23 protein-coding genes and 1 pseudogene are annotated in these 25,271 nt (G+C 74.4%); 18 read left to right on the forward strand and 6 right to left on the reverse strand.

What is annotated here, in order from left to right:
* Positions 1 to 14: 14 nt before the first annotated feature.
* A complete protein-coding gene (locus tag ACFRAV_RS23655) occupies positions 15 to 1,394 on the reverse strand; it encodes an SGNH/GDSL hydrolase family protein (RefSeq protein ID WP_382558259.1) in 1,380 nt (459 codons plus the stop codon).
* Between the two features lie 272 nt (positions 1,395 to 1,666).
* On the opposite strand from ACFRAV_RS23655, the gene ACFRAV_RS23660 reads away from it, so the two are divergent.
* Complete coding sequence (locus ACFRAV_RS23660) at positions 1,667 to 1,795, forward strand: hypothetical protein (protein ID WP_382558260.1); 129 nt, start codon at positions 1,667 to 1,669, stop codon at positions 1,793 to 1,795.
* A 109-nt stretch (positions 1,796 to 1,904) separates the two neighbouring features.
* Here ACFRAV_RS23660 and ACFRAV_RS23665 read toward each other — a convergent pair whose 3' ends face one another.
* Positions 1,905 to 2,369: a MarR family winged helix-turn-helix transcriptional regulator gene (locus ACFRAV_RS23665; RefSeq protein ID WP_382558261.1), complete on the reverse strand. Its 465-nt coding sequence runs from the start codon at positions 2,367 to 2,369 to the stop codon at positions 1,905 to 1,907.
* A 317-nt stretch (positions 2,370 to 2,686) separates the two neighbouring features.
* Between ACFRAV_RS23665 and pcaH the strand changes: the two genes are divergently transcribed.
* Genes pcaH through pcaD form a run of 4 tightly spaced genes read left to right on the forward strand, consistent with a single transcriptional unit; the run spans position 2,687 to position 6,547 of the window.
* A complete protein-coding gene (gene pcaH, locus ACFRAV_RS23670) occupies positions 2,687 to 3,460 on the forward strand; it encodes a protocatechuate 3,4-dioxygenase subunit beta (protein ID WP_382558262.1) in 774 nt (257 codons plus the stop codon).
* Between the two features lie 5 nt (positions 3,461 to 3,465).
* Positions 3,466 to 4,071: a protocatechuate 3,4-dioxygenase subunit alpha gene (gene pcaG / locus ACFRAV_RS23675; protein WP_382558263.1), complete on the forward strand. Its 606-nt coding sequence runs from the start codon at positions 3,466 to 3,468 to the stop codon at positions 4,069 to 4,071.
* Positions 4,068 to 5,420, forward strand: a complete 1,353-nt coding sequence (pcaB, locus tag ACFRAV_RS23680) for a 3-carboxy-cis,cis-muconate cycloisomerase (RefSeq protein WP_382558264.1) — start codon at positions 4,068 to 4,070, stop codon at positions 5,418 to 5,420. Before pcaG ends, pcaB begins: the two co-directional genes overlap by 4 nt.
* Positions 5,417 to 6,547 (forward strand): 3-oxoadipate enol-lactonase, encoded by a 1,131-nt coding sequence (gene pcaD / locus ACFRAV_RS23685; protein ID WP_382558265.1) that lies wholly within the window; start codon positions 5,417 to 5,419, stop codon positions 6,545 to 6,547. Before pcaB ends, pcaD begins: the two co-directional genes overlap by 4 nt.
* A 313-nt stretch (positions 6,548 to 6,860) precedes the next feature.
* On the opposite strand, the gene ACFRAV_RS23690 is transcribed toward pcaD, so the two are convergent.
* Entirely contained in the window at positions 6,861 to 9,533 is a 2,673-nt protein-coding gene (locus tag ACFRAV_RS23690; RefSeq protein WP_382558266.1) for an ATP-binding protein, read from the reverse strand.
* A gap of 215 nt (positions 9,534 to 9,748) precedes the next feature.
* Between ACFRAV_RS23690 and ACFRAV_RS23695 the strand changes: the two genes are divergently transcribed.
* From ACFRAV_RS23695 to ACFRAV_RS23715, 5 genes are all read left to right on the forward strand, one after another.
* Entirely contained in the window at positions 9,749 to 10,738 is a 990-nt protein-coding gene (locus ACFRAV_RS23695) for a DUF2510 domain-containing protein (RefSeq protein WP_382558267.1), read from the forward strand.
* 276 nt (positions 10,739 to 11,014) lie between these two features.
* Positions 11,015 to 11,983, forward strand: a complete 969-nt coding sequence (locus ACFRAV_RS23700) for an ABC transporter substrate-binding protein (protein ID WP_382558268.1) — start codon at positions 11,015 to 11,017, stop codon at positions 11,981 to 11,983.
* Positions 11,980 to 12,753 (forward strand): ABC transporter permease, encoded by a 774-nt coding sequence (locus ACFRAV_RS23705; RefSeq protein WP_382558269.1) that lies wholly within the window; start codon positions 11,980 to 11,982, stop codon positions 12,751 to 12,753. The genes ACFRAV_RS23700 and ACFRAV_RS23705 overlap by 4 nt, the downstream gene beginning before the upstream one ends.
* Entirely contained in the window at positions 12,750 to 13,538 is a 789-nt protein-coding gene (locus ACFRAV_RS23710) for an ABC transporter permease (RefSeq protein WP_382558270.1), read from the forward strand. The genes ACFRAV_RS23705 and ACFRAV_RS23710 overlap by 4 nt, the downstream gene beginning before the upstream one ends.
* Before the next feature lie 38 nt (positions 13,539 to 13,576).
* A complete protein-coding gene (locus tag ACFRAV_RS23715; RefSeq protein ID WP_382558271.1) occupies positions 13,577 to 14,404 on the forward strand; it encodes an ABC transporter ATP-binding protein in 828 nt (275 codons plus the stop codon).
* Positions 14,405 to 14,509: 105 nt separating this feature from the next.
* Here the strand turns inward: ACFRAV_RS23715 and ACFRAV_RS23720 are convergent, their stop codons facing one another.
* Positions 14,510 to 15,205 (reverse strand): hypothetical protein, encoded by a 696-nt coding sequence (locus ACFRAV_RS23720; protein WP_382558272.1) that lies wholly within the window; start codon positions 15,203 to 15,205, stop codon positions 14,510 to 14,512.
* Positions 15,206 to 15,415: 210 nt separating this feature from the next.
* Between ACFRAV_RS23720 and ACFRAV_RS23725 the strand changes: the two genes are divergently transcribed.
* The 4 genes from ACFRAV_RS23725 (at position 15,416) to ACFRAV_RS23740 (ending at position 18,175) form a co-directional block, all read left to right on the forward strand.
* Positions 15,416 to 16,111, forward strand: coding sequence for a helix-turn-helix domain-containing protein (locus tag ACFRAV_RS23725; protein ID WP_382558281.1), 696 nt, complete (start codon positions 15,416 to 15,418; stop codon positions 16,109 to 16,111).
* 95 nt (positions 16,112 to 16,206) lie between these two features.
* Complete coding sequence (locus ACFRAV_RS23730; protein WP_382558273.1) at positions 16,207 to 16,731, forward strand: toxin-antitoxin system, toxin component; 525 nt, start codon at positions 16,207 to 16,209, stop codon at positions 16,729 to 16,731.
* A complete protein-coding gene (locus ACFRAV_RS23735) occupies positions 16,728 to 17,879 on the forward strand; it encodes an MAB_1171c family putative transporter (protein WP_382558274.1) in 1,152 nt (383 codons plus the stop codon). The genes ACFRAV_RS23730 and ACFRAV_RS23735 overlap by 4 nt, the downstream gene beginning before the upstream one ends.
* Before the next feature lie 68 nt (positions 17,880 to 17,947).
* A complete protein-coding gene (locus ACFRAV_RS23740; RefSeq protein WP_382558275.1) occupies positions 17,948 to 18,175 on the forward strand; it encodes a hypothetical protein in 228 nt (75 codons plus the stop codon).
* Positions 18,176 to 18,207: 32 nt separating this feature from the next.
* Here the strand turns inward: ACFRAV_RS23740 and ACFRAV_RS23745 are convergent, their stop codons facing one another.
* Positions 18,208 to 19,149, reverse strand: coding sequence for a Rieske 2Fe-2S domain-containing protein (locus ACFRAV_RS23745; RefSeq protein WP_382558276.1), 942 nt, complete (start codon positions 19,147 to 19,149; stop codon positions 18,208 to 18,210).
* 259 nt (positions 19,150 to 19,408) lie between these two features.
* Here ACFRAV_RS23745 and ACFRAV_RS23750 point away from each other — a divergent pair, with 259 nt between their 5' ends.
* Complete coding sequence (locus tag ACFRAV_RS23750; RefSeq protein WP_382558277.1) at positions 19,409 to 20,560, forward strand: ATP-grasp domain-containing protein; 1,152 nt, start codon at positions 19,409 to 19,411, stop codon at positions 20,558 to 20,560.
* A gap of 195 nt (positions 20,561 to 20,755) precedes the next feature.
* On the opposite strand, the gene ACFRAV_RS23755 is transcribed toward ACFRAV_RS23750, so the two are convergent.
* Positions 20,756 to 22,093 (reverse strand): 6-phospho-beta-glucosidase, encoded by a 1,338-nt coding sequence (locus ACFRAV_RS23755; protein ID WP_382558278.1) that lies wholly within the window; start codon positions 22,091 to 22,093, stop codon positions 20,756 to 20,758.
* A 196-nt stretch (positions 22,094 to 22,289) separates the two neighbouring features.
* Between ACFRAV_RS23755 and zwf the strand changes: the two genes are divergently transcribed.
* The 3 genes and pseudogenes from zwf to ACFRAV_RS23770 all read left to right on the forward strand — a co-directional run.
* Complete coding sequence (zwf, locus tag ACFRAV_RS23760) at positions 22,290 to 23,879, forward strand: glucose-6-phosphate dehydrogenase (protein WP_382558279.1); 1,590 nt, start codon at positions 22,290 to 22,292, stop codon at positions 23,877 to 23,879.
* Entirely contained in the window at positions 23,876 to 24,832 is a 957-nt protein-coding gene (gene opcA, locus ACFRAV_RS23765) for a glucose-6-phosphate dehydrogenase assembly protein OpcA (protein WP_382558280.1), read from the forward strand. Before zwf ends, opcA begins: the two co-directional genes overlap by 4 nt.
* 22 nt (positions 24,833 to 24,854) lie before the next feature.
* Positions 24,855 to 25,271, forward strand: a pseudogene (locus ACFRAV_RS23770) (NAD(P)-binding domain-containing protein); the annotation flags it as partial.

The following is a 25,271-nucleotide window of genomic DNA, read 5'->3' on the forward strand; positions in this document are numbered from 1 at the left end:
GCGGCCGGGGCCGGTCAGCGCAGCAGGCGGGTGGGCACCGCGTCCGCCATCGCCTTGTAGCCGGTCGGGTTGAGGTGCAGGTGGTCGCCGGTGTCGTAGGCGGGCAGCAGCTTGGTGGGCGCCTGCGGGTCGCGGACCGCGCGGTCGAGGTCGACCACCGCGTCGAACACGCCGCTGTGGCGGATCCACTCGTTGACGCGCTGCCTGGCCCGCTCGCGGTGGCCGTCCGGGTCGTCGTACGCCTCGTTGCCGCCGATGGGCGTGAGGGTGGCGCCGTACACGGCGATCCCCTTGGCGTGGGCGCGCTCGACGATCTGGCGGTACGCGGCGATCAGGTCGTCCGCGGTGGCGCGCTGGGCCGCCTCGGTGGCCTCCGCGGTGCCCAGGTCGTTGACGCCCTCGAAGACCAGCGCCCACTTCACCCCGGTGCGGGCGAGGAGGTCGCGGTCCAGGCGGGCGAGCACGTTGGGACCGAGTCCGTCGTGCAGGACGCGGTTGCCGCCCGCCGCCTCGTTGAGGACGGCCACGTCGTCGGTGGCGGGAGAGCGCAGCAGCCGCTTGTGCAGCTGGTCGGGCCAGCGGTCGTTGCCGTTGGTGGTGGAACCGCGGCCGTCGCTGAGCGAGTCGCCGATCACCACGAGTCCGGCGGCGCGCGGCTCGTCGGTCCAGGTCTCCGCGCCGCTCAGGAAGTACCAGTGGTCGGTGCGGGTGGCGCCGGGCAGGTCGGCGTCGGTGGTGTGGTCGCCCTTGACGAGGTGCGAGGAGGTGCGGGAGCCGGGGTGGGAGGTCACCGACGAGGACGCCTGTCCGTCGGCCAGGTACACCGTGACGGTCAGGTTGGTCCCGGCCGGGACCTTCATGTCCACGGGGTCGGAGACCGTCTGGGCGCCCATCGGCACCACGGTCGAGGTCCGTCCGCCGAAGGTGACCTGCCGGGAGGTTCCGGGCTCGATCCCCGGGGCCCCCGCGGCGCCGTCGGCCGGAAGGGCCACGGAGACGCGGGTCAGGGGGAGTTCGGCCCCGCCGAACGCGTTGGAGAAGCGCAGGCGGAGCTTGTCGCCGGCCACGGTCGTGCGGATGGTCTGGCGCAGGGTGCTGTCGTCCAGGACCGACTCGCCGTCCGTGAAGGGCGCGGGCGGCATGTTGTTCGGCTCGGTGAGCTGCGGCATGGACGCCCAGGTGTCGACCCAGTGGGCGCCGCCCGGGCCGATCCCGGGGGTCCGGCCGCCGGCCTGGCTCTCGCCGGGCGCGCCGGTGGCGGTGGCGGTGACGGTCACCACGACGGCCACCGAGGCCACCGCGGCGGTGCGGAGCAGGGAGCCGGCGCGCTCCTGCAGCCGGAGCCGGGAGGCGGCCCGGTTGCGTCTATCGCGGAACGGGGTCGAGGACGACATGGGGGGCTCCCTCACGATGCGCGACTGCGCGCCCCGCGCCCGATGCCGGTGCGACGCGGGAACGCCTGGTTCGAAACTTTCGAGAATTACGCGAAAGTTTCCGCGAGGGAAGCTACGGAGCGCGGTCGCGAGCGTCAACACCTGGGACCGAATTGGCCGTTGGTGCGCGGCCGACATGTCCGGAACGCCCCGGTGGCCGCGTCGCGCCTTCCTCTGATCGGAGCCCTACGCGATCGAGGCCCCGGGCCGGCCGCACGGGCCTCGCCCCGTGCGTGCAGGAGGCGGCGGTCCTGGCCCACGAAGGCGATGCCCTCACGCGGCACGCCCTGGACGGCCGCGGCACGGTCGAGAAGCGGCTCGCCGCCTGGGGCGACGACATGCCGGAGGGCGACGTCCGGTGAGCGGCGCAACCTCGCGCCGCCTCCGCACACGGTCCACAGCGGGGTGGGCCAGGGTCCCGCTCGGCCGGAACCGCGGGACGCGCGCCGCGAGGCGAGGCGCGGTGGGGCCCTACAGGGGCCGCGGCGGCGCCTGGACCGGCTGCCGGAGTTCCTCGGCGGCCTCCGAGACGCGACGGATGAGGTCGACGAAGACGCCCTGTTCCTCGGAGCTCAGCGGGGCGAGGAGCACCTGGTTCATCCGGGCCGCGCGGAGCGTGAGCCGGCGGTGGACGCGTTCGCCCTCCTCGGTCAGGCGCAGCAGGTAGCGGCGCCCGTCCTCGGGGTCGCGGACCTTGTCCAGCAGCTCGCGCCGGATGAGCCGCCCGACCACCTCGGCGACCGTGGAGCGGTCCAGCGAGACCCGCTCCCCCACCGTGCGCTGGTCGAGGCCGGGCTCGGCCGTGACGGCGTTCATGACGGCGAACTGGGGCGAGGTGATCTCCTCGGACACCATCGCGTTCCACAGCAGGGTGTGGGCCTGCTGCAGCCGCCGGGCGAGGTGCCCGGGATGGGTGGTCAGGTCCACCGCGGCCATGCGCTCTCCCTGGGTGCGAGGTGATCGGTACACGGAACGATACCCGGTGACCTGCCTTTCCGCCCGTTCCGGGCCCACCTCGCTGCGGCGTTGAATTCCGCAGGTGGGATGGTTGTCCCTTGACGCCCGGGCAGAGCCGATGAAAGCGTGGACCAGCCCCGAGGAATTAGTCAGTGTCCTGAGTAAATCGACCTCCCCGGGGTCATGACTGCGGCAGGCGTGGTCCGAAGGGGAGTGCCGGCCTCTTCGGCCCGCGCCCCGCCCTCACGCAGGCCGACCGCACGAAGGCCGCCCGACCGAAGGAGGTCGCCGCCACCATGGCCCTCACCCAGCACGACATCGACGCGGAGATCGCCGCCGAGCGCGAGGCCTACGAGCAGCGCGTCGCCGGCGGCGCTCCGGTGGAGCACCACCCCGACCGCGGTTACGCCCCGTACCGCTCCTCGGTGCTGCGCCACCCGAAGCGGCCGCCGGTGAACATCGACGTCACCAAGGACCCCGAGCTGGTGGAGCTCTCCTCCCCCGCCTGGGGCGAGCGGGACATCACGGAGATCGACAACGACCTCACCCGTCAGCACCGCGGCGAGCCGATCGGTGAGCGCATCACCGTCGAGGGCCGTCTGCTCGACCGTGACGGCCGCCCGGTCCGCGGCCAGCTGGTCGAGATCTGGCAGGCCAACTCGGCCGGCCGCTACGCCCACCAGCGCGAGCAGCACGACGCCCCGCTGGACCCCCACTTCACCGGCGCCGGCCGCACCATCACCGACGGCGACGGCTTCTACCGGTTCACGACGATCCAGCCAGGCCCCTACCCGTGGCGCAACCACACCAACGCCTGGCGCCCCGCGCACATCCACTTCTCGGTGTTCGGCCGGTCGTTCACCCAGCGCCTGGTCACCCAGATGTACTTCCCGAACGACCCGCTGTTCCCCTACGACCCGATCCTGCAGTCGGTCACCGACGACGCGGCGCGGCAGCGGCTGATCGCGACCTACGACCACGACCTGTCGGTGCCGGAGTTCTCCCTCGGCTACCGCTGGGACATCGTGCTCGACGGCCCTAGCGCCACCTGGATGGAAGAAGGACGCTGACCGCCATGACGAAGATCGACCCCAGCCGCCCCGAGACGGTGCTGCCCACCCCGTCCCACACGGTCGGCCCGTTCTACGGCTACGCCCTGCCCTTCCCCGGCGGCCCCGAGGTCGCGCCGCTGGGCCACCCCGACACGGTCACCGTCCACGGCCACGTGTACGACGGCGAGGGCTCTCCGCTGCCGGACGCGCTCCTGGAGATCTGGGGTCCCGGCCCCGACGGCTCGGTGCCCGCGGCCACCGGCTCGATGCGCCGTGATCCGGCCTCGGGCGGCTTCGTCGGCCGCAACGGCCTGGAGTTCACCGGCTTCGGCCGCATCCAGACGGACGCCGACGGCCACTGGGTGGCCCGCACGCTGCGTCCCGGCGCGCGCGGCGGCAACGCCCCGTACATCGCCGTCTGCGTGTTCGCCCGCGGGCTGCTGATGCACCTGTTCACCCGGATCTACCTGCCGGGCGACGACGCCGCGCTGGCGGCCGACCCGGTGCTCCGGCAGGTGGCCGGGGACCGGCGCCGCACGCTGATCGCCACCGAGCAGTCGCCCGCGACGTACCGTTTCGACATCCACCTGCAGGGCGAGAACGAAACGGTCTTCCTGGAGTTCCAGTGACATCGCCGTCCCACCTCCCACAGCTCCCACAGTCCGAGGCCGGTCTGCTCTCCCCGGGGCGCGCCGGCTCCCCGGTGGCCGGGGCCACCGGCGACACCGCCATCCTGGCGGCGCTGCTGGACGCCGAGGCCGCGCTGACCCGCGCCCAGGCCTCGCTGGGCCTGGCGCCTGCCGAGGCCGCCGCCGCGGTGACCGACGCCGCCGTCCCGGACCGCTTCGACCTGCTCTCGCTGGCCCGACGGGCCGCGGCCGGCGGCAACCCGGTGATCCCGCTGGCGGCCGACCTCACGGCGGCCGTCGGCCCTGCGCACGGCCCGTACGTGCACCGGGGAGCCACCAGCCAGGACATCATGGACACCGCCACCATGCTGGTGGCCGCCCGTACCCTGGACCTGGTCCTGGCCGACCTGGACCGCACCGAGGGCGCGCTGGCCCGGCTGGCCGCCGCACACCGCGACACGCCGATGCCGGGGCGGACCCTGACCCAGCACGCGGTGCCCACCACCTTCGGGCTGAAGGCCGCCGGGTGGCGCTCCCTGGTGCTCGACGCCCGGGACCGGCTGAGCGCCGTCCGTGGCGCACTGCCGGTGCAACTGGGCGGGGCGGCGGGCACCTTGGCCGCGTTCGGCGCCTACGGGGCGGACGACCCGCTGCCGCTGGTGGCCGCCTACGCCCGCGAGCTGGAGCTCGCGGAGCCGTCGCTGCCCTGGCACACGCTGCGCACCCCGGTCGCCGACCTCGCCGGGGCGCTGGCGTTCACCGCCGGGGCCCTGGGCAAGATGGCCGCCGACGTCCTGACGCTGGCCCGCACCGAGATCGCGGAGCTCGCCGAAGCGAGCGGCGGCGGGTCCTCCGCCATGCCGCACAAGGCCAACCCGGTCCGCTCCACCCTGATCGCCGCCGCGGCCCGCCGCGCCCCCCAGCTGGCGGCGACGCTGTTCGGCTCGATGGCCGCCGAGGACGAACGCCCGGCGGGCGCCTGGCACGCCGAGTGGGAGCCGCTGCGGGACCTGCTGCGGGCGGCGGGCTCGGCGGCCGAGCAGGCCGCCGAACTCACCGAGGGGCTGCGGGTGGACGCCGCGGCGATGCGCGCCCATCTGGGGGCGACCCACGGCCTGATCGTCTCCGAGCGGCTCTCCGTGGCGCTGGCGCCGGTGCTGGGGCGCGCCCGGGCCAAGGAACTGCTCACCGCCGCCGCGCGCCGCGCCTACGCGGAAGGGCTGCCGCTGCTCGAGGTGCTGCGGGCGGAGCCGGACCTCGAGGGCCTCGACCTGGAGTCGCTCACCGACCCCGCCGACTACACGGGCAGCGCCGCCGCCCTCACCGACCGTGCACTGGAGCGACGTTGACGAACAAGACGCTGAACCACCGCGCCGAGGGCCCCACTTCGGCCGGTCCGCTGCTGCTGGGTCCCTCGCTGGGCACCTCGCTGGCCCTGTGGGACGCGCTCGCGCCCGAACTGGCCGTGAACCACCGGGTGATCCGCTTCGACCTGCCCGGGCACGGCGGCTCCCCGGCCGGGCTGATCGGTCCCGGAGCGACGGTGGGCGACCTCGCCGACCTGGTGCTGGAGCTCGCCGACGAGCTGGGCCTGGAGCAATTCGCCTACGCCGGCGTGTCGTTGGGGGGCGCGGTCGGGCTGCACCTGGCGGTGCACCATCCGGAGCGCGTCTCCTCGCTGGCCGTGCTCTGCTCCTCGGCGCACTTCAACGGGGCGCGGCCCTGGGAGGAACGCGCGGCGGCGGTCCGGGCGGGCGGTCCCGCCGCGATGCGGGAACTGGCGGGCTCGGCCGACGCGCGTTGGTTCACCTCGGGCTTCACGGTGGAGCGGCTGGTGGACGACCACCGCGCGGCCGACCCGGACGCCTACGCGGCGTGCTGCGACGCGCTGGCCGCCTTCGACCTGCGCGAGCGTCTCGCCGAGGTGCGCACGCCCACGCTGCTGGTCGCGGGCCGTGAGGACCCGGCGACCCCGCCGGCCCATCTGCGGGAGATCGCGGACGCGGTCCCCGGGGCGTCGCTGACCGAGATCCCCGGCGCCTCGCACCTGGCGCCGGCGGAGCGTCCCGAGGCCGTGCTGGCCGCGCTGCGAGGGCACTTCACGGGGTTCGCGGAGCGGGGTGTCGCGGTACGCCGGGAGGTGCTGGGCGACGCCCACGTGGACCGGGCGCAGGCCCGGCAGACGCCGTTCACCGCGCGCTTCCAGGACTTCATCTCCCGCTACGCCTGGGGCGAGATCTGGACCGATCCCACGCTGACGCGCCGCGAGCGGTCCCTGGTGACGCTGACCGCCCTGGTGGCGCACGGTCACCTGGACGAGCTGGCGATGCACGTGCGGGCGGCCCGGCGCAACGGGCTCTCCGTCGACGAGATCGGCGCGGTGCTGCTGCAGGCCGGCGTGTACCTGGGCGTCCCGGCCGCCAACTCCGCCTTCGCGGTGGCCCAGCGGGTCCTGGCGGAGGACGGCGACATCTGACGGCGGGTGCGGCGCGGCCCACCGCCGCCACGCCCCGGCGTCCGCCGCCCGGTTCCCGCGCTCCGCACGTCCGGGTGCCCGCGCCCCGTACGCCCGGCTCCCGCACTCCGCACGTCCGGGTGCCCGCGCCCCGTACGCCCGGCTCCCGCACTCCGCACGTCCGGGTGCCCGCGCCCCGAACACCCTGGTGCCGGTACTCCGGCGTCCGCCGCCCGGGTGCCGGTACTCCGGCGTCCGCCGCCCGGGTGCCGGTACTCCGGCGTCCGCCGCCCGGGTGCCCGCGTCCGGGCGCGCGGCCGGGAGCCGCAGCGGGTCAGTCGAAGGCGCCCAGCCTGCGCAGGGCCGCGCGGGCGCGGCGCGCCACCGCGTCGGCGCCGCAGGCGTCGGCGAGGTCCAGGCCGCGGCGGAGTTCGGCGACGGACTCCGCCAGCTCCCCGTACTCCACGCGCGCCGCGGCGTGTTCGTACTGGCACGGGGAGTCCTCGAGCATCTTGGCCGCCCGCCCCGCCAGTTCGAGGGCCCGGTGCCTGGGAGCGAGGGCGGCCTCGCAGCGCAGCGCCTCGCCGATCGCCGTCCAGGTGCCCGATCTCTCCGCGCCGGCCCGCACCGTCGCCGCCAGCTCGGCGGCGCGGGCGGGGTCCCGGTCGGCGAGCGCCCTGGCCAGGTCCGCCGCCCAGGGGGCGACCAGATGGTTGCGGTGCCCGCGTTCGGCGGCCGTCCGGCCGGCCGCCTCCAGTTCCTCGATGCCCTCCTCGGTGCGGCCCACCGCTAGGAGCAGCCGGCCGCGGATCGAGCGGGCGTCGGGCAGCAGGATCGTCGAGGGGTAGGGCGCGCCGAACTCGTAGCGCTCGGCGACCTCCATCGCCTCCTCGGGGCGGCCGCGGGCGATCAGGGTGTCGACCAGGTTGCAGAACGCGGTCCAGTGCAGCGGCAGCCGGCGTCCCACCCGGTCGGCGAGCCGCAGCGACTCGCGCAGGGTGGTCTCCGCCTCCCGCAGGCGGCCGCGGCGGCGCAGCGCGAGGCCGAGGTATCCGTAGGAGAGCGAGACGTGGCCGCCGCTCCAGCCGGCCGTCTCGTACTCGCGGACCGCCTCGGCGAAGAGCGCCTCGGCGCGGTCGAGGCGGTCGGTGTAGGCGTAGATGGCGGCGATCATCAGCGGAAGCTCGAAGCCCCAGCCGCTGTCCGTCCAGCCGACGCCGGGGGCGAGCCGGCCGTTGACCAGGGCGCGGTCGCAGATGGCGACGACCTCGTCGGCGTCGCCGCCGCGCATCATGACGTCGAAGCCGTGCACGATCAGCAGGGCGCGCTCGGCGTTGTCCCGGCCGGTGCAGGCGGAGGCGAGCTCGGCCAGGTGCCGGGAGCGGTCGGGCGAGTCGGCCTCGGCCGCGTGGATGCCCTCCCACAGGAACTGGCAGGCCTTCAGCCGCAGCCTGGCCGGTCCGTGTTCGTGCCGTGCGGCCTCCGCCCGCACGGTGCGGATCGCCTCGCCGACCTGGTCGTTGTGGAGCAGTGCCTGGGAGAGCCGGACCACGGCGTCGACGCGGTCGCAGACGTCCAGCCCCGGCAGGGCGAGCGCGTCGCGCAGGTGGCCGATGGTGACGGCGGGCGCGGTGAGCAGGGTGGCGCAGCCCAGTTCGTAGAGCACCCGGGGGTGGGCCTCCGGGCTCGGCGGCTCCTTCAGCGCGCGTTCCAGGCAGGCCCGGGCGGCGGCGGGGGCGCCGACGGCGAGGTGCGCGCGGGCCGCCTCGCGCAGCTGCTCGACGACCTCCTCGTCGTCGTCGGGGTGGACCTGCAGCAGGTGCCGGGAGGCGGCCGCGGCGCCGCGGCCGGAGTCGGTGACGACCCGGGCGGCGATGCCGTGCATGGCGGTGCGCAGGCTGTCGGGTATCGAGTTGTAGACGGCGGACTCGATGAGCGGGTGGGTGAACTCCAGCTCTCCGCCGGCGGGCTGCCGGCCGAGCGGGTCGGGGGCGGTGAGGATGCGGGCCTCGCACAGGATCCCGGCGCAGCGCACGGCCACCGCCGGGCGCAGCGTGGCGAGTTCGGCCACCAGGTCGACGGTGATGCCGGCGCCGAGGATGGCGGCTGCCCAGGCGAAGCGGGTGGCCTCGATGCCGAGTTTGTCGAGGCGGGAGACGAGACCGCCGCCGCGGGCGGCGCGGTTGAGGTCGCGCAGTTCGTGGGCGGAGGACTCGACGGGTTCCATCTCCGCGTCGCGGACCTTGGCGAGCAGTTCGACGGTCTCGTACGGGTTTCCCCCGGTGACCGCCCACACCTCGCGGCAGAACGGGTCGTCGGCGTGCCGTCCGACGGTGTCGCGGGTGAGGCCGGCGGTGGCGTCGGGGGTGAGGGTGCGCAGGGAGGTGACCGCGCCCGCGGCGTCGACGACGCGCTGGAGGTACTCGGCGCGTTCCCCGCTGATCTCGCCGGGGCGGCTGGTCACCAGGACCAGGACGGAGGTGTCCTCCAGGCGCACGCACAGCTCGGCGAGCCACCGCAGGGTCTCCAGGTCTGCCCAGTGCGCGTCGTCGACGAGCAGGACCAAGGGGTACTCGCGGCGCGCGAGCCGGCGCACGACCCGTACCAGGCCGTCGCAGACGGAGCCGGGGTCCGGGTTGCGGCCACCGGGCTCGGCGATGCCGAGGGCGGGGCCCGCGATGTCGAACCAGTCGCCGAGGTACTCGCGGGCCTCCTCGGGGAGCAGGGCGAGCAGCGCGGGCTGAAGGAGCTGGCGCACCACGTTGTACGGCACCGAGCGGAGGGTCTCCCCGGCGCGCGCCGACCAGACGGTGCAGCCGCGGAGCTCGGCGATGCGGTGGGCCTCGCCCAGCAGGGCGGTCTTGCCGAGGCCCGCCTCGCCGCGCAGGACGAGGAAGCGGCCCGCGGGGGCGTGCCCGGTGCACAGGCTGTCGACGGCCCGCTCGATCGCGGCGACCTCTTCGTCACGTTCCCAGAGCAAGGCCGAACCGGGCCGTTCCTCGGTCACTTCCGTTCCCTCCCCAGGTCACCCGGACGACGTGCGCCTTGTGAGCCTAGCCCGCCGCGGGGCTGGGCACACGCTCCGCTCCGCGGGACGTGTCGCGGGACACGGCGCACGGCGGGGGACTTCAACCCCGTTGCAGCGGGGCGGTGTTGAGAGCACGGGTGGTTCTTCGACGACCCTCCCGCGACTCCTTCACCGTTGCCCCATACCTTTGACGCATGACGCAGGCTATTCCTCCCGGGTGGTACCCGGATCCCGGGCACACGACCGACGGCCCCAGCGGCGTGCGGTGGTGGGACGGCGGCGCGTGGACGCAGCACACGCTGCCGGCCGGCGCCCCCGTCCCGCCGGGCCCGCCCGCGGCCGACTCCTCCGCGCAGGCGATCGCCGCGCATCCCACCCTGGCCGGGGGCGACCTCTCGGCGCCGGGGCAACCGGCGTTCCCCGCCTACCCTGCCTATCCGGCGTACGGCGTCCAGCCGCCGCCCCGGAAGCGGCGCGGGGCGCTGGTGGCCGTGATCGTGGCCGCGGTCTTGGTGGTGGCGGGCGGCGCGGTCGGGGGCGTCCTGCTGCTCGACCGCGGTGACGACCGGGCCGGACCGCAGCCCCGGGAGACGCGCGCGCAGGACGGCGCGCCGGGTGAGGAGGAGGCGCCCGGGAGCCCGGAGGAGATCACCGAGGGGCCGGTGCCGGACCCGGCGAACGGCATCAGTCTTCCGCTGCCGGACGGCTGGACGGGTTCGGCGCACGAGGCGGGCGCGCAGGTGGGGGCCGACAAGACGTATCCCTGCCCGGGCACCCCGTCCAAGGACTGCACCCCGGGCGGCGCCTACTCGCTGCCCGCCGAGGGCCTGGGGCTGCAGGGCACCGCCGAGGCGGTGGCCCGCGCGGACATCGCCGCCAACATGGAGGACTCCTACGGCGGTGACACCTACGGGTCGATCACCTCGCACAAGGAGCTCGACGCCGGCCCGGTGACGGTCGCCGGGCAGAAGGGCTACCGGGTCCGCTGGTCGGCGGTGACCGAGGAGGGCGCGGACGGCGTCGTCGAGTCCCTGGCCTTCCCGTCCCCGGCGGACCCGGAGCGGATGGTCCTGGTGCGGTTCGGCATCGACGCCGGCCAGGACCTCTCGGTGATCAAGGAGATCACCGAGGGCATCGAGAAGTCCGAGCTGGGTGCCGCGCCGGGGTCCGGCGAAGAGGTCTGACAGCACTCCGAAGGCCGGTTCCGCGCGCCCACGGCGGCGCGGAACCGGCCTTCCGGCATGTCCCGGGGCCACCGGGCGGTGTCGAACCGGCCCGCGTCCGCAGCCGTGTTCCCTGATGGGACGAGCCGGCGGCCAAACTGTCAACAATTCTGTCAGCCGATCCATTGACCTGGGGCGGCCCGCGATCTACCGTCACGCAGCAAGCGCGCCCCACCGCGCGGCAGAACCCAGCATCGCACCCGCCTCCTCCCTTCTTCGCCCCGTTCTGGAGTAGCCATGCGTCGTCTGCTCGCCGGTATAGCCACCGGCGCCCTCCTGCTCACCGTGACGGCCTGCGGCTCGTCCGACGACTCCTCGTCGGACAAGGGCTCCTCGGCCGGCGGGGTCACCACCGTCAAGGTCGGCGTCATCCCGATCGTGGACGTCGCGCCCCTCTACCTGGGGCAGGAGAAGGGCATCTTCAAGAAGCACGGGCTCGAGCTCGAGATGACGCCCGCGCAGGGCGGCGCGGCCATCGTGCCCGGAGTGGTCAGCAACCAGTTCCAGTTCGGCTTCTCCAACATGGCCTCGCTGATGATCGCCCAGTCCAACGGCGTCCCGGTGAAGGCCGTGGTCAACGGCGTCGCCACCACCGGCGAGAAGGGCAAGGACTTCGGCGCCCTGGTGGTGAAGGAGGACAGCGGCATCACGTCCGCCAAGGGGCTCGAGGGCAAGAAGGTCGCGGTCAACACCCTGAAGAACATCAACGACACCACCGTGCGCGAGTCGGTGCGTGAGGCGGGCGGCGACCCCTCCAAGGTGAAGTTCGTCGAGATCGCCTTCGACCAGATGCCGGCCGCCCTGGACTCCGGGGAGATCGACGGCGCCATGGCCGTGGAGCCCGCGCTGAGCACGGCGAAGAGCCAGGGCGCGAAGGAGGTCTCCTCCTCCTACGTGGACGTGTCGGACAAGCTGACCGTCGCCATGTACTTCACCTCCGCGCAGTACGCGCAGCAGAACCCGAAGGTGGTGGAGAAGTTCACGGCGGCCACCAAGGAGGCGCTGGCGTACGCCGACGGCCACCCGGAGGAGGTGCGCGAGATCCTGACCGCGTACACGAAGATCCCCCCGAAGCTGCTGCCCGGGCTGACCCTGCCGAAGTGGCCGGCCGACGCGGACCGGGCCTCCATCGAGACGCTCCGCGACCTCGGTGAGAAGGACGGGCTGTACACGAAGACCCCGGACCTCGACGCGCTGCTGCCGTGAAGCACGTCGACCTCGTTCTCGGCGCGGCCGGGCTCTCGGCCTTCCTCGCCCTCGGCGAGGCGGTGCCGCGGCTCGGCATCGTCAAGGAGGCGTACTTCCCGCCGGTCAGCACCATCGCCGGGGCCCTCGCCGAGGAGCTGTCCGACCCCGCCTTCTGGACGGCGCTGGGCGACACCCTGACGGGCTGGGCCGTCGGCCTGGCCCTCGCGGTGGCCGGCGGCCTGGTGGCGGGGATCCTCCTGACCGTGGTGCCGTACCTGCGGGAGGCGACCGCCTCGACGGTGGAGTTCCTCCGCCCGATCCCCTCGGTGGCCCTGATCCCGCTGGCCGTCCTGCTCTACGGAACCGAACTGCGGTCGGTGCTGCTGCTGGTGGTGTACGCGGCCTTCTGGCAGGTCCTGATCCAGGTGCTCTACGGGGTGCGGGACGTCGACCCGGTGGCGGACGCCACCGCCCGCAGCTACGGGCTGGGGCCGCTGGCCCGGGTGCGGTACGTGCTGTGGCCGACCGCGCTGCCCTACGTGATGACCGGTGTGCGGCTGGCCGCCGCGGTGGCCCTGGTCCTGTCGGTCACGGCCGAACTCGTCATCGGCGCGCCCGGTCTGGGCGCCCGCATCGCCGTCGCCCAGACCTCGCAGGCGGTGCCGGAGATGTACGCGCTCGTCGTGGTGACCGGTCTGCTGGGGCTGCTGATCAACGTGGGTGCGCGCACGGTGGAACGACGTGCGCTGGCCTGGCACCAGTCGGTGCGTGGGGAGGTGGCGGTATGAGCGTGGCGACGCGCGTGCTGAGGCGGCTGCTGTTCGTGGTGGCGCTGCCCGCGGTGCTGCTGGCCCTCTGGTGGTTCGCCTCGGCGGACAGCACCGACGTCTACCGGCCCCCGCTGAGGACGGTCCTGGCCGCCTTCCCCGACGTCTGGAACGCCGAACGGCTGCGGGCGGATCTGGTGCCCAGCCTGGTGCGGCTGCTGTCCGGGTACGCGCTGGCCGCGGTGGCGGGCGTCGCCCTGGGCACGCTGATCGGCTCCTACCGGAAGGTGCGCGCCTTCTGCGAGCCGGTGCTGGAGTTCCTGCGCGCGGTGCCTCCGCCGGTGCTGGTGCCGGTGATCATGCTGTTCGCCGGGATCGGCGACGGCATGAAGATCGTGGTGATCGCGGTGGGCTGCGTGTGGCCCGTGCTGCTCAACACGGTCGAGGGCGTCCGCGCGGTGGACGCCGTGATGACCGACACCTCCCGCTCCTACGGCATCACGGGCGCGGCCCGGCTGCGGTACCTGGTGCTGCCGTCGGCGAGCCCCCAGATCTTCGCGGGCCTGCGGCAGTCGTTGTCCATCGGCATCATCCTGATGGTCATCAGCGAGATGTTCGCCGCGAGCAACGGGCTGGGCTTCGCCGTCGTGCAGTTCCAGCGCGGGTTCGCGATCGCCGACATGTGGACCGGGATCCTGGTCCTCGGCCTGCTCGGCTTCCTCCTGTCCGTCCTCTTCCAGCTGGTCGAGCGACGGGTGCTGTCCTGGTACCACGGCCTGCGGGAGTCCTCCCGGCGGTCGCCGTGAGCCCGGCGGCGGACGACATCACGGTGAAAGGGCGTTCCATGCTCGACGTACGCGGGCTGCGCAAGGTCTACGAGGGCTCGGGCCGCACGGTGGAGGCCGTGCGCGACCTGACCTTCTCGGTGGCCGCCGGTGAACTCGTGTGTCTGGTGGGCCCGTCGGGCTGCGGCAAGACCACGCTGCTGCGGTGCGTCAGCGGTCTGCTCGCGCCGACGGGCGGCGAGGTCCTGCTGGACGGCCGGCGGGTGACCGGCCCGCCGCCCGGCATGGCCTTCGTCTTCCAGGAGTACGGCCGCAGCCTCTTCCCCTGGATGCGGGTCGGCCAGAACGTCGAACTGCCGCTGAAGCAGAAGGGGCTGGCCAAGGAGCGGCGGCGGGCCCTGGTCGCCGACGCGCTGGAGTCGGTGGGACTGGCGGACGCGGCCAGGGCCTACCCGTGGCAGCTGTCCGGCGGCATGCAGCAGCGGGTGGCGATCGCCCGGGCGCTGGCGTACGAGCCGCAGGTGCTGCTGATGGACGAGCCGTTCGCGGCGGTCGACGCGCAGACGCGGGCCGATCTCGAGGATCTGGTGCGGCGGTTGTGGCGGGAGCGCGGGATCACGGTCCTGTTCGTCACCCACGACATCGACGAGGCGGTGTACCTGGGCGAGCGGGTGGTGATCCTGTCGGCCTCGCCGACGGTGGTCCAGGAGGAGCTGACCGTCGACCTGCCGGTGGAGCGCGACCAGTTGCGCACCCGGGTGGAGCCGAGGTTCGCCGAACTGCGGACGCGGGTCTACGAGCAGATCCAGGCCGCCAAGCGGGGCGGTGCGCCGGACACGCCCGCGGCCGCCCCCGGCGCGCCGGCGGTCGCCGTCGAGAAGGAGTGAGCGGACCGTGCCCACCGGCCGGGCGGCGGGTGGGCCGCCCGGCCTCGGGCGGCCCAGGAGGACGCCGGAGGGCACGGGGCCCCGCCGTGCCCTCCCCGGCCCGTGTCAGTCGTCGGAGGCGGCGCTGTGGACCAGGGAGAGGTGTCCGCGCCCCCGCGCCGGGCGACGGGCCGCGACGGCGGCGGGCTCCCCCGCCGGGTCCGCTTCGGGCTCGGGGTGGGGGCCGGGGTCGGGCAGCACCAGCGTCATCCGCTCGTACCCCAGCTCCGACAAGGCGGCGGGCGTCTCGACCACGAGGCGGCACTCGCGCACCGTCCGTCCGGCCCCGGGACCGAGCAACGGACGCAGCGAGCCGTCGTGTTCGCGCGCGGCGCGCTCACCCACCGTGTGCACCCAGTGCGGGAGCCCCTGCCGGTAGGCGGCCTCCATCAGCGGGTCCTCGGCGATCTCCCGGCGGACGGCCTGGAGCACCGGGTCGTCCGCGAAGCGCTCGACGAGGAAGGCGAACCGGGCCAGCGCCGGCAGGCACCACCGGACCTCCCGGTCGGCGAGCACCAGGGACGCGTCGGGGTGGAAGAGGACGAACCGCAGGAAGTTGTCGTGCGGCATCGCGGTGGGATGCGGCCCCACGGCGCGGAAGAGTTCGGTGAACGCCTCGTTGGCGAGCACCACGTCCCAGCGCCGGTCGAGCAGCACCGAGGGGAACGGCACGCCCTCCAGGAGTGCGGCGTAGTCCCTCAGGTAGTCCTCGTCGGGCCCCGGCCGCGGTTGCGGGCGCCGGCCTCCTGCCCGAGCTGTCATCGGGAGGTTCCCCCTCTCGGCTCCGGCCCCATCGGCGGCCCCGATCCTCGCCGCCTTGAGGCGCGCGTGTCAACCATTGTGGCATTTCAGGGGTGTTGGCGACGGGATCCGGCCACAGTTGTGGCGGAACCTGGAGGGTCGCACGGTGCCCCGCTAGTCTCACCGGGTCCGGACGGACAGGACGCGGGAGTGACTGCGGTGGCTGGTGACATGGAGAACCGGGGCGCCGGGCAGGCCGCCCCGCTGCGGGCCGTGGCCGCCCGGGTCTCCTCGCTGGCCGACCGGCTGGGGGTGCCGCGCGAGGAGGTCTTCGACGTCTCGCGGCTCTCGGCGGCCTCCGGTGTTCCCGAGGGCGCCGTCAAGGCCCTGCTGAACGGCCGGCCCGGCGGCGAGCGCGACGTGCAGACGCGGTTCCTTCAGCGGCTCGACCTGCTGCGCCGCACCCGGCTGAGGCCGGACGGCCGCCGCTACACCCAGCGGGAGATCGCCGACGGGGCCGGCATGTCGCGCCAGCAGGCCGGCGCCCTGCTCAACGGCGACCGGCGGCCCACCATGGAGCACTGCGACGCCCTGCAGCGGTTCTTCGGCGTGCACGCCGGGTTCCTGACCGCGGAGGACCCGGAGGCGCTGACCGGTGCGCTGCAGCGCACCGAGCGCGAACTGCTGCGCCGGCTGGCGGACCGCGAGGCGCGGCCGCCCTCCCCGGACCTGGCGGCCGGCTCCGTCCCCGCCCGGTCGCACGCCGGGACGGACGTCGCCGAGGACGCGCTGGAGCGTCTGCTGCGCGACCACGGGGTGCGCGGCATCGCCTGGCGGGCGGCGCAGCTCCCGACCGACCAGCACCGGGACAAGGTCGCCGAATGGCTGGACATGCTGCTGGAGAGCGTCCGACGGCCGGGGTCGTGACATTGGGCTTCGTCAGGGGAGGAACCGGCTGCGTCGGTCAGGCGCTGGCGCGGACTGCCGCGGGACGGCTCCGGGCGCTGCGCGTGCGCCGGGAGATGACACGGTTGTGCGAGGCGTTGCTGTCGGGGCTGTCCCTGCCGGCCGAGGCCGGGCCCGAGGAGACGCACCGGGCGCTGTGCTCGGTGATGAGCGGTCTGCGGGGCCGTCCGGTGCGCTTCCGCACCGCGGTCTTCCCGCCGGGCACGGCCAGCGGCCTGTGGCTGGCCTTCGACGACCAGGACGTCGTCGTGGTCGAGGAGCGCACCGCGCCCAACCACCAGCTGGTGATCCTCGGGCACGAGCTGTGGCACATGGCGGCCGGCCACCGTGGCGGTCCCGTGGACGGGGTGCCGGTGGCGGCCCGGACCCGTTTCGACCGGTGGGAGGAGGCGGAGGCCGAGCGCTTCGGCCTGCTGCTGGCGAGCCGCTTCCGCGCCTGGACGCCGACCGTTCCCGCGGCGCCCGCCGCGGCCGCCCCGCCGGGGCGCGACCCGTCGTGGCCGGACGGCCTGGTGCGCCGGATCGAGGCGTCGCTCGGCGGCGACCGTCCTGCCTCCCGGCACGGGGCTGACGGTCCGTGAACGACGTCAGCTACTACGTCCCCGCCATGGCGATGGCGGTGCCGCTGGTGCTCAAGGGCCGCAGCACCGCGTCCTGGCGGGATCCGCTGCTGCGGTCGGTGTGCGCGCTGCTGCTGCTCACGGCACTGGCCTTCGCCTTCGCCGCGCCGCCCAGCATCGCGGCGGTGAACCGTCTCACCGGCGTCCCGAACGCCTCGGCGCCCTTGGTCTACGCGCTGTTGACAGCGGTCTGCGCGGCCAGTCTGGTGCTGATCGTCAGCTGGCGCGGCGGTCCGCCCGGCACCACCCGGCGTCTGACGGTGCGGTGCACGACAGGCTTCGGCGCGGTGATCGTGGTGATGTGCGCGCTGTTCGCGCTGGGCGACGCGCCGGTGGAGCGGCTGCGGGACTTCGACACCTACTACGCGACCACGCCGTACCTGCGCGAGATGGTGCTGCTGTACCTGCTGTCGCTGTTCGCCTCGGGTGTGGCGATGAACGTGCTGTGCCTGCGCTGGCTGGGCCGGGTGGGCGGCCGGCCGCTGCGCACCTCGCTGCTGCTGATCGCGCTGGGCTTCGGCTTCTGCGCGCTGTACGCGGTCGCCAAGCTCGTCGCGGTGGGGGCTCGCTGGGCGGGTGGCGACCTCGACGAGCTGAGCACCTCGGTGGCGCCGACTTTGGCGGCCGTCGGCGGGGTCCTGAGCGCGGCCGGGTTCTCCCTGCCGCTGCTGTGGTCGGTGCCGGCCCGGCTGCTCGGCGACGCCTGGTCGGCGTGGCGCTCGTACCGTGCGCTGGCGCCGCTGTGGCGGGCGCTGCGGCCGGTGTCGGCGGCGGGCGACGAGGGTCGGGCGGCGGTGCGGGTCGGCTGGTGGTCGCCGCCGTCCCTGCGGGCGGTGCAGCGGCAGGCGGAGATCCACGACGCGCTGCTGGTCCTGTGCCCGCACTTCGACCCGTCGGTACGCGAGCGGGCCCTGGCCGCCGCGGTGGCGGCGGGCGCGGCGACGGAGCGGGCGTACGCGCAGGCGGACGCGGTGATGGTCGTGGAGGCGGTGCGGGCCCACGGCAGGGCCGCGGACGCGGCGGCCGACGACGCGGTGGCGGGGCCGCCCGCCGAGGGGCCCGAGGACCTGGTCCGGCTCTCCCGGGCGTTGCGCGCCATGCGCGGGTGACGTCCTGTCAGTGGCGCCCGGCAGGCTGGGGGGTGAGAGTTGCGCGACCGCCCGAGGAGTTGCCGAGGATGACCACCACCACCGTGCCCACCGACCGTGAGCGGCGCGCCGCGCAGGCGTACCTGCGGCTGCTGAGCGCGGTACGGGCCGCGTTCGCCGAGGCGGGACCCGGCCCCGTCGTGGTGCCGCCGTCGGTGCTCGCCGAGGCGGACCGCGCGCTGCGCGAGGCGGGCCTGACGGGCGCCGAGGAGGTCTTCCTGCGGCGGGTGGGCCGTCACGCCGCGTCGCGGACGTAGCGCCGCCGGGCCCGCGTGCGGGAGGCCGCGGCTCAGCCCGCCCTGGCCGGTTCCTCCTCCTGGCTCGCGGGGGCGATGCCCCGCAGCCGGACCTCGAGGCGGCCGTCGACCACCCGGGTGTCGAACGCGGGCTGCGGCGCCGTGGCGGGTCCCCGCACGTTCCAGCCGTCCTCGAGCCGGAACACGCTCCCGTGCCAGGGGCACCGCACGCAGCCGTCGGAGATCTCCCCCTGCGAGAGCGGACCCGCCAGGTGGCTGCACTGATCGGCGAGCACCCGGACGGTGTCCTCGTCGACCCGGACGACCATCACCGGGACGTCGTCCACCTTCCGCCGGACCGCCTGTCCGATCGGAAGGTCGGACACGCCGCCGAGGCCGTGCCAGCCCGGCCGCACCAGGTGGGGCACCTGTTCGGCGTGGTTGGCTCCCGCCGCCTGACGGTAGGCGAGGTGGCCGCCGAGTGCGCCGCCGACCGAGACGGCCGTCAGTCCCGCCACCGCCAGGCCCCGGCCGAGCCCCTGACGTCCGCTCCGCCGCGCCGCGTAGGAGCCCGCGTACAGCCAGACGGCGGCGTTGTTGAGCGCCGCGTGCAGGAGCCCCACCCGCCGCTGCTGGCGTTGCAGGTCGGCCCAGTCCACCCAGCCGGCGACCGCCGCGGGTCCGGCCACGGCGAGGCCCACCCCGACGAGCCGCCGCGCGGCCCTCTCCTGTCCGGGCAGCAGGTCCAGGACCGCCGTGGACATCCACGCGCCGACGGGCACCTGGACCAGCACGGGATGCAGCGGGTGACCGATCGGCAGCCCGTGCAGGAGGTCCCGGCCGCGGCGTCCCAGGGGCGCCGCCCGCACCACCTTCTGCACCGCGTCCGCCAGCCGGTCCGCCCCGCCCCACCGCTCCAGGCCGTCCAGCAGCGAGGCGACCCGCCCGGGTCCGCGACTCTTCGCACACGTCTCGTCACGTTCGGTTGTGTCCATGCGGCGCGAGTAGCCCCCGCGCACGGAAGGAAACGTGGATCGCGCGGACTCCTCCACGCCGCCCGGAACGGGGCGACACGCGGGAGGAGAAGCCGTAACACGCCCGTAGCGGTACGCGTCCCGTGAAGCTCTATGATCGGCCCGACACCGCCGCACCGGGCCCCTGGGCCCTCACCTCGCGACCCGGTGTCCCTACCCGCGTGTTCCCCGGCAGGGCCCGGCTGCCTCGCCGTGCCCGCACACCTGAAGGGCGGCCTGAATGATCTCTCGCGTACGCGTCTGGCTCAACCGCACGTACGCGGAGAACGTCTTCTTCATGGAACAGCTGCGGAGAAATCCGCAGGACCGGGCGGTGGAGATCCACGCCACCCACGGCGACCCCGACTCGCCGGTGCTCGCCGCCGCGGACACCGCGGCGATGGAGCCCGAGGGCCTCTCCCCCGCCGCGTACGCCGAGTTCGCGCTGGACCAGTGCGTGCGGCGCGGCATCGACGTGTTCGTGCCGCGGCTGCACCAGGAGGCGGTCGTCGCCCACCGCGCGGAGTTCGAGGCCGTGGGCACGGCCCTGCTGGCGCCGGCCGCGCGAGGGGTGGCCGCGTTCCAGGACAAGGCGACCGCCTACGAGCGGGTGGCCGAGCTGGGCGTGCCGGTCCCGCCGTGGTTCCGGGTGCGCACCGCGGACGAGCTGCTCACCGCCGTGGAGAAGCTGGAGGCGGACGGGCACCAGGCCTGCTTCAAGCCGGCCGCGGGCGCGGGCGGCGTGGGCTACCGGGTCGTCACCCGCGAGCCGTTCTCGACGGACCAGCTCGACGGCTTCCCGAGCCCGCGCGTGCCGCTGGCCATGGTGCTCGGCGCGCTGCGCGAGAGCGGCGAGGAGGTCGACTGGCTGGTGATGCCGAGGCTGGAGGAGCCGGAGGTGTCGGTGGACTGCCTCACCGGGACGGACGACCGCGTGCGGATGGCGGTGGGCCGGACCAAGAACGGCCGGCGCCGCGGGTTCACCCTGGACGAGCGGTGGCTCGCCCCGGCCCGCCTGGTCGCCGAGCGGTTCGGCCTGCACCACCTGTCGAACATCCAGTTCCGCGAGTTCGGTGAGGAACCGGTTCTCCTCGACGTCAACACGCGCCCGGCCGGCGGGCTGCACCAGCTGTCCCTGTGCGGCCTCAACGCTCCCTGGGCCGCGGTCCGGCTGGCCCTGGGCGAGGACCCGGGGAGCCTGGAGCCACCCTTCCTGGGCGCCGACTACGCCGTGGTGGCGGCCCCCCAGCGTCTGCGGGCGGCGGGGCCGGTCCGCGCCGAGGACCCCGCGCCGGCCGCCGCGGTGACCGTCCCGGCGCAGGCGGCGCCGCCCGCCGCCGCCGGGGCCGTCGCGGCCTCCTCCTCGTCCTCGACGGCGGCCGCGCCCGCCTGAGCCGGGCCCGGTCCGGGCCGTGGCGCGGTACCCGACGGGGGCCGTACGGACGTCCACGGAATTTTTTTCCGCGGGGGTGTATCAATCCGCGTATCCGGCGCTCTTAACGGTGCGGGGGATGGGGCGGGTGGCCGCGCCCGGGGGGAGCGCGGCCGTCCGCCCCACCATGACCGGGGGGGGAGCCGGAGCCGGGCCTCACTCGAAACGAGTGAGGCCCGGATGGGCTTCCCGGTAACCGTCCATCAGCCGCCGGGCGACGGCGACGGAGTCGATCAGCGGGTGCAGCGCGAAGGCCTTCACCGCGGCGGCCCGGGAGCCCGTCAGGGCGGCGGTGATCACTTCCCGTTCCACCGCCTTGACCGCGGACACCAGGGCGGCAGCGTGCTGCGGCAGGGGGGCGGCGGTCGGCGGGTGCGCTCCGTTCGCGTCCACCAGGCACGGGATCTCGACCACCGCGTCGTCGTCCTGTCCGGGCAGGGCGCCGCGGTTGCGGACGTTGAGGACCAGGGTGGCCCGCTCGTCCCGGGCGATCGCCCGCATCAGGGCGAGGGCCACCTTCTCGTAGCCGCCGGAGAGGTCCTCCTCCTCGCGCTCCCCGGCCCCCGCCGCGTCCCGGTTCTCCGCCATGTAGGTCGCCTCGCGCTCGGCGCGAGTGCGGTTCCACAGCTGGAGCGCGGGCGCTCCGGGACGGCCGGCCTCCTCGTAGAAGCGAGCCTGCTGGTCGCGCAGGAAGACCCCACGGGTGCGTTCGGCCCGCCGGTAGGCGTCGACGGTCTCCCGGTTGAAGTAGTAGTAGTGCAGGTACTCGTTGGGGATGGCGCCCAGCGCCCGCAGCCAGTCGGCGCCGAACAGCCGGCCCTCCTCGAACGACTCCAGCAGCGCGCGGTCGGCGAGCAGCCGGGGCAGCTGGTCGCGGCCGTCCACGCGCACGGCGCGGACCCAGCCGAGGTGGTTGAGGCCGGCGTAGTCGACGAAGGCGCGGGCCGGGTCGACCCCGAGAACCCGGGCGAGACGGCGTCCGAGGCCCACCGGGGAGTCGCAGATGCCGATCACCCGGTCGCCGAGGGTGCGGGACATCGCCTCGGTGACCAGGCCGGCCGGGTTGGTGAAGTTGATGACCCAGGCGTCCGGGGCGAGGCGCCGCACACGGCGGGCCAGGTCGACCGCCACGGGGACGGTGCGCAGGCCGAAGGCGATGCCGCCGGCCCCGACGGTCTCCTGGCCGAGGACGCCCTCGGCCAGGGCGACACGCTCGTCCGCGGCCCGGCCCTCGAGGCCGCCGACCCGCATCGCCGAGAAGACGAAGTCCGCTCCGGTCAGCGCCTCGTCCAGGTCGGTGGTGGTGACCACCTCGGGCGCGTCGGGCACCTCCCGGGCCTGCTCGGCGAGCACCCGGCCGACGGCGGCCAGCCGCCCGGCGTCGACGTCGTGCAGCACCACACGGGTGACGCGCCCGGGTGCCCGGTCGGCCAGCAGCGCTCCGTACACGAGCGGCACGCGGAAGCCGCCCCCACCAACGATCGTGAGCCTCATCCCGCCAACCTAACGCGGGGGGCCTGAGGGAGGACGCGTGAACCGGCACGGTGTGGGGCGGCGTCAGGACGGGAACCCCTTCCGGGGTGACCGGCGACCCCGTCCTGACCTGCCCGGATGGTCCGGGAGGGCGCCGCGCCCGCATGGCCGCCCCCGGGCGCGGTACTCGGCCCTCACCCGTCCGACGAGAAAGTAGATGATCACATTGACCGAAGCGACCGGAACGGTGGGCGCCGCGCCGCGCGGGGCCGGCGGCCCTCTCCTGGGCAGGGTCAATCCGTTGCGCGATCCCCGCGACCGCCGGCTCCCCCGGATCGCGGGCCCGTCCGGACTCGTCATCTTCGGCGTCACGGGCGACCTGTCCCGCAAGAAGCTGATGCCCGCGGTGTACGACCTCGCCAACCGGGGACTGCTGCCTCCGGGTTTCTCGCTGGTCGGCTTCGCCCGGCGTGAGTGGGCCGACCAGGACTTCGCCCAGGTGGTGCACGACGCCGTCGAGCAGCATGCGCGCACCCCCTTCCGGGAGGAGGTCTGGCAGCAGCTGGCCCAGGGCATGCACTTCGTCCCGGGCGACTTCGACGACGACCACGCCTTCGAGCAGCTGCGCGAGGCCGTGGAGCAGCTGGACACCTCCCGCGGCACCAGCGGCAACTACGCCTTCTACCTGTCGGTGCCGCCCCGGTTCTTCCCCCGGGTGGTGCAGCAGCTGGAGAAGCACGGACTGGCCGAGGCGCCTCCGGGTTCCTGGCGGCGCGCGGTGATCGAGAAGCCGTTCGGCCACGGCCTGGCCAGCGCCCGCGCCCTGAACGCGCTGGTGCACGAGGTCTTCGCCCCCGACCAGGTGTTCCGGATCGACCACTACCTCGGCAAGGAGACCGTCCAGAACATCCTGGCGCTCCGCTTCGCCAACCAGATGTTCGAGCCTGTCTGGAGCCGGTCGTACGTGGACCACGTACAGATCACGATGGCCGAGGACATCGGCATCGGCGGCCGGGCCGGCTACTACGACGGCATCGGCTCGGCCCGGGACGTGATCCAGAACCACCTGCTGCAGCTGCTGGCGCTGACCGCGATGGAGGAGCCCGCCGCCTTCGACGCCGAGTCGCTGCTCACCGAGAAGCTCAAGATCCTCAAGGCGGTCAAGCTTCCGCAGGACCTGGGCGAGCACACGGTGCGCGGCCAGTACACGGGGAGCTGGCAGGGCGGTGAGCGGGTGCTGGGCTATCTGGAGGAGGACGGCATCGACCCGTCCTCCATGACCGACACCTACGCCGCGATCAAGCTGGAGATCGACAACCGGCGGTGGGCGGGCGTCCCGTTCTACCTGCGCACCGGCAAGCGCCTGGGGCGCCGGGTCACCGAGATCGCGGTGGTCTTCCAGCGCGCCCCGTACTCGCCGTTCGACTCGACGGCGACCGAGGAGCTCGGTTCCAACGCGATCGTGATCCGGGTCCAGCCGGACGAGGGCATGACGGTACGGTTCGGTTCCAAGGTGCCGGGCACCTCCATGGAGATCCGGGACGTCTCGATGGACTTCGCCTACGGCGAGTCCTTCACCGAGTCCAGCCCGGAGGCCTACGAACGGCTCATCCTGGACGTGCTGCTGGGCGACGCCAACCTGTTCCCGCGCACCGAGGAGGTCGAGGAGTCCTGGCGGATCCTGGACCCGATCGAGGAGTACTGGGCCACCCACGGTGTGCCCGCCAAGTACCCGGCGGGCAGCTGGGGTCCCCCGGAGGCCGACGAGATGCTCGCACGAGACGGACGGAGCTGGCGCAGGCCATGAAACTGGACCTCAACGACACCACGGCCGGAGACGTCAACAAGGCGCTGCTCCAGGCCCGCAGGGCCTCCGGCACGCCTGCCGTCGGCATGGTGCTGACCATGGTGGTCGTGATCGACGAGGAGTACGCCTACGACGCCATGAGGGCGGCGCAGCAGGCCTCGCAGGAACACCCCTCGCGCACCGTGGTGGTGATCCGCCGTCATCCGCGCAGCCCGCGCGACCGGACCCACTCGCGGCTGGACGCGGAGGTGCGGCTGGCGGCCGACGCCGGGCCGGGCGAGACGGTGGTGCTGCGGCTCTACGGCGAGGTGCGCGACCACGCCCAGTCGGTGGTGCTGCCCCTGCTGCTGCCGGACGCGCCGGTGGTGGTGTGGTGGCCGGTGGACGCGCCCGACAACCCGTCGGAGGACCCGCTGGGCGCGCTGGCCCAGCGCCGGATCACCGACATGGACGCCTGCCCGGACCCGCTGGCGGAGCTGGAGAGGCGGGCCGCCGCGTACGCGCCGGGCGACACGGACCTGGCGTGGACCCGGCTGACGCTGTGGCGTTCGGCGCTCGCCGCCGCCCTGGACCAGGAGCACGCGCCGGTGCGCGCGGTGGCCGTCGAGGCGGAGCCGGGCAATCCGAGCGCGGAACTGCTGGCGCGCTGGCTGTGCGCCCGCCTCGGGGTGCCCGGCGAGGTGGGGCCGTCGGCGGGTCCGGCGATCACGGCGGTGCGGCTGGACACCGAGCGCGGCGAGGTGTCCGTGGTCCGTGGGGACGGCCCGCTCGCCACGCTCACCCTGCCCGGCCAGCCGCCGCGCAGTCTGGCGCTGAAGATCCGGCCGACCTCGGAGCTGATCGCCGAGGAGCTGCGGCGCCTGGACGCCGACGACATGTACGAGATCGCCCTGCGCGGCGCCGGGGAGACGTCCGGTTCCGCCGGCTCTCCCGCGGAGCCGCGAGCCGTCTGACGGCCGGCGAACCCCCGAACCACAGGAAGAAGTGAACGACATGCAGCTCGGACTCATCGGTCTCGGCAAGATGGGCGGCAACATGCGCGAGCGCATCCGCCGGGCGGGTCACGAGGTCATCGGGTACGACCGCGACCCCGATCTCTCCGACGTGGCGAGCCTGGCCGAACTGGCCGACTCGCTGACCGCGCCGCGCGTGGTGTGGGTGATGGTGCCGGCCGGTCCGCCGACCCAGTCCGTGATCGACGAACTCTCCGGACTGCTCGACGCCGGTGACGTGGTGGTCGACGGCGGTAACTCGCGCTGGACGGACGACGAGAAGCACGCCGCGGAGCTGGCCGAGAAGGGCATCGGCTTCGTGGACTGCGGCGTCTCCGGCGGCGTGCACGGCCTGGCGAACGGCTACGCGCTGATGTACGGCGGCGAGGCCGCGGACGTG

This window comes from Streptomyces sp. NPDC056600 (assembly GCF_042792855.1).
GTDB lineage: Bacteria > Actinomycetota > Actinomycetes > Streptomycetales > Streptomycetaceae > Streptomyces.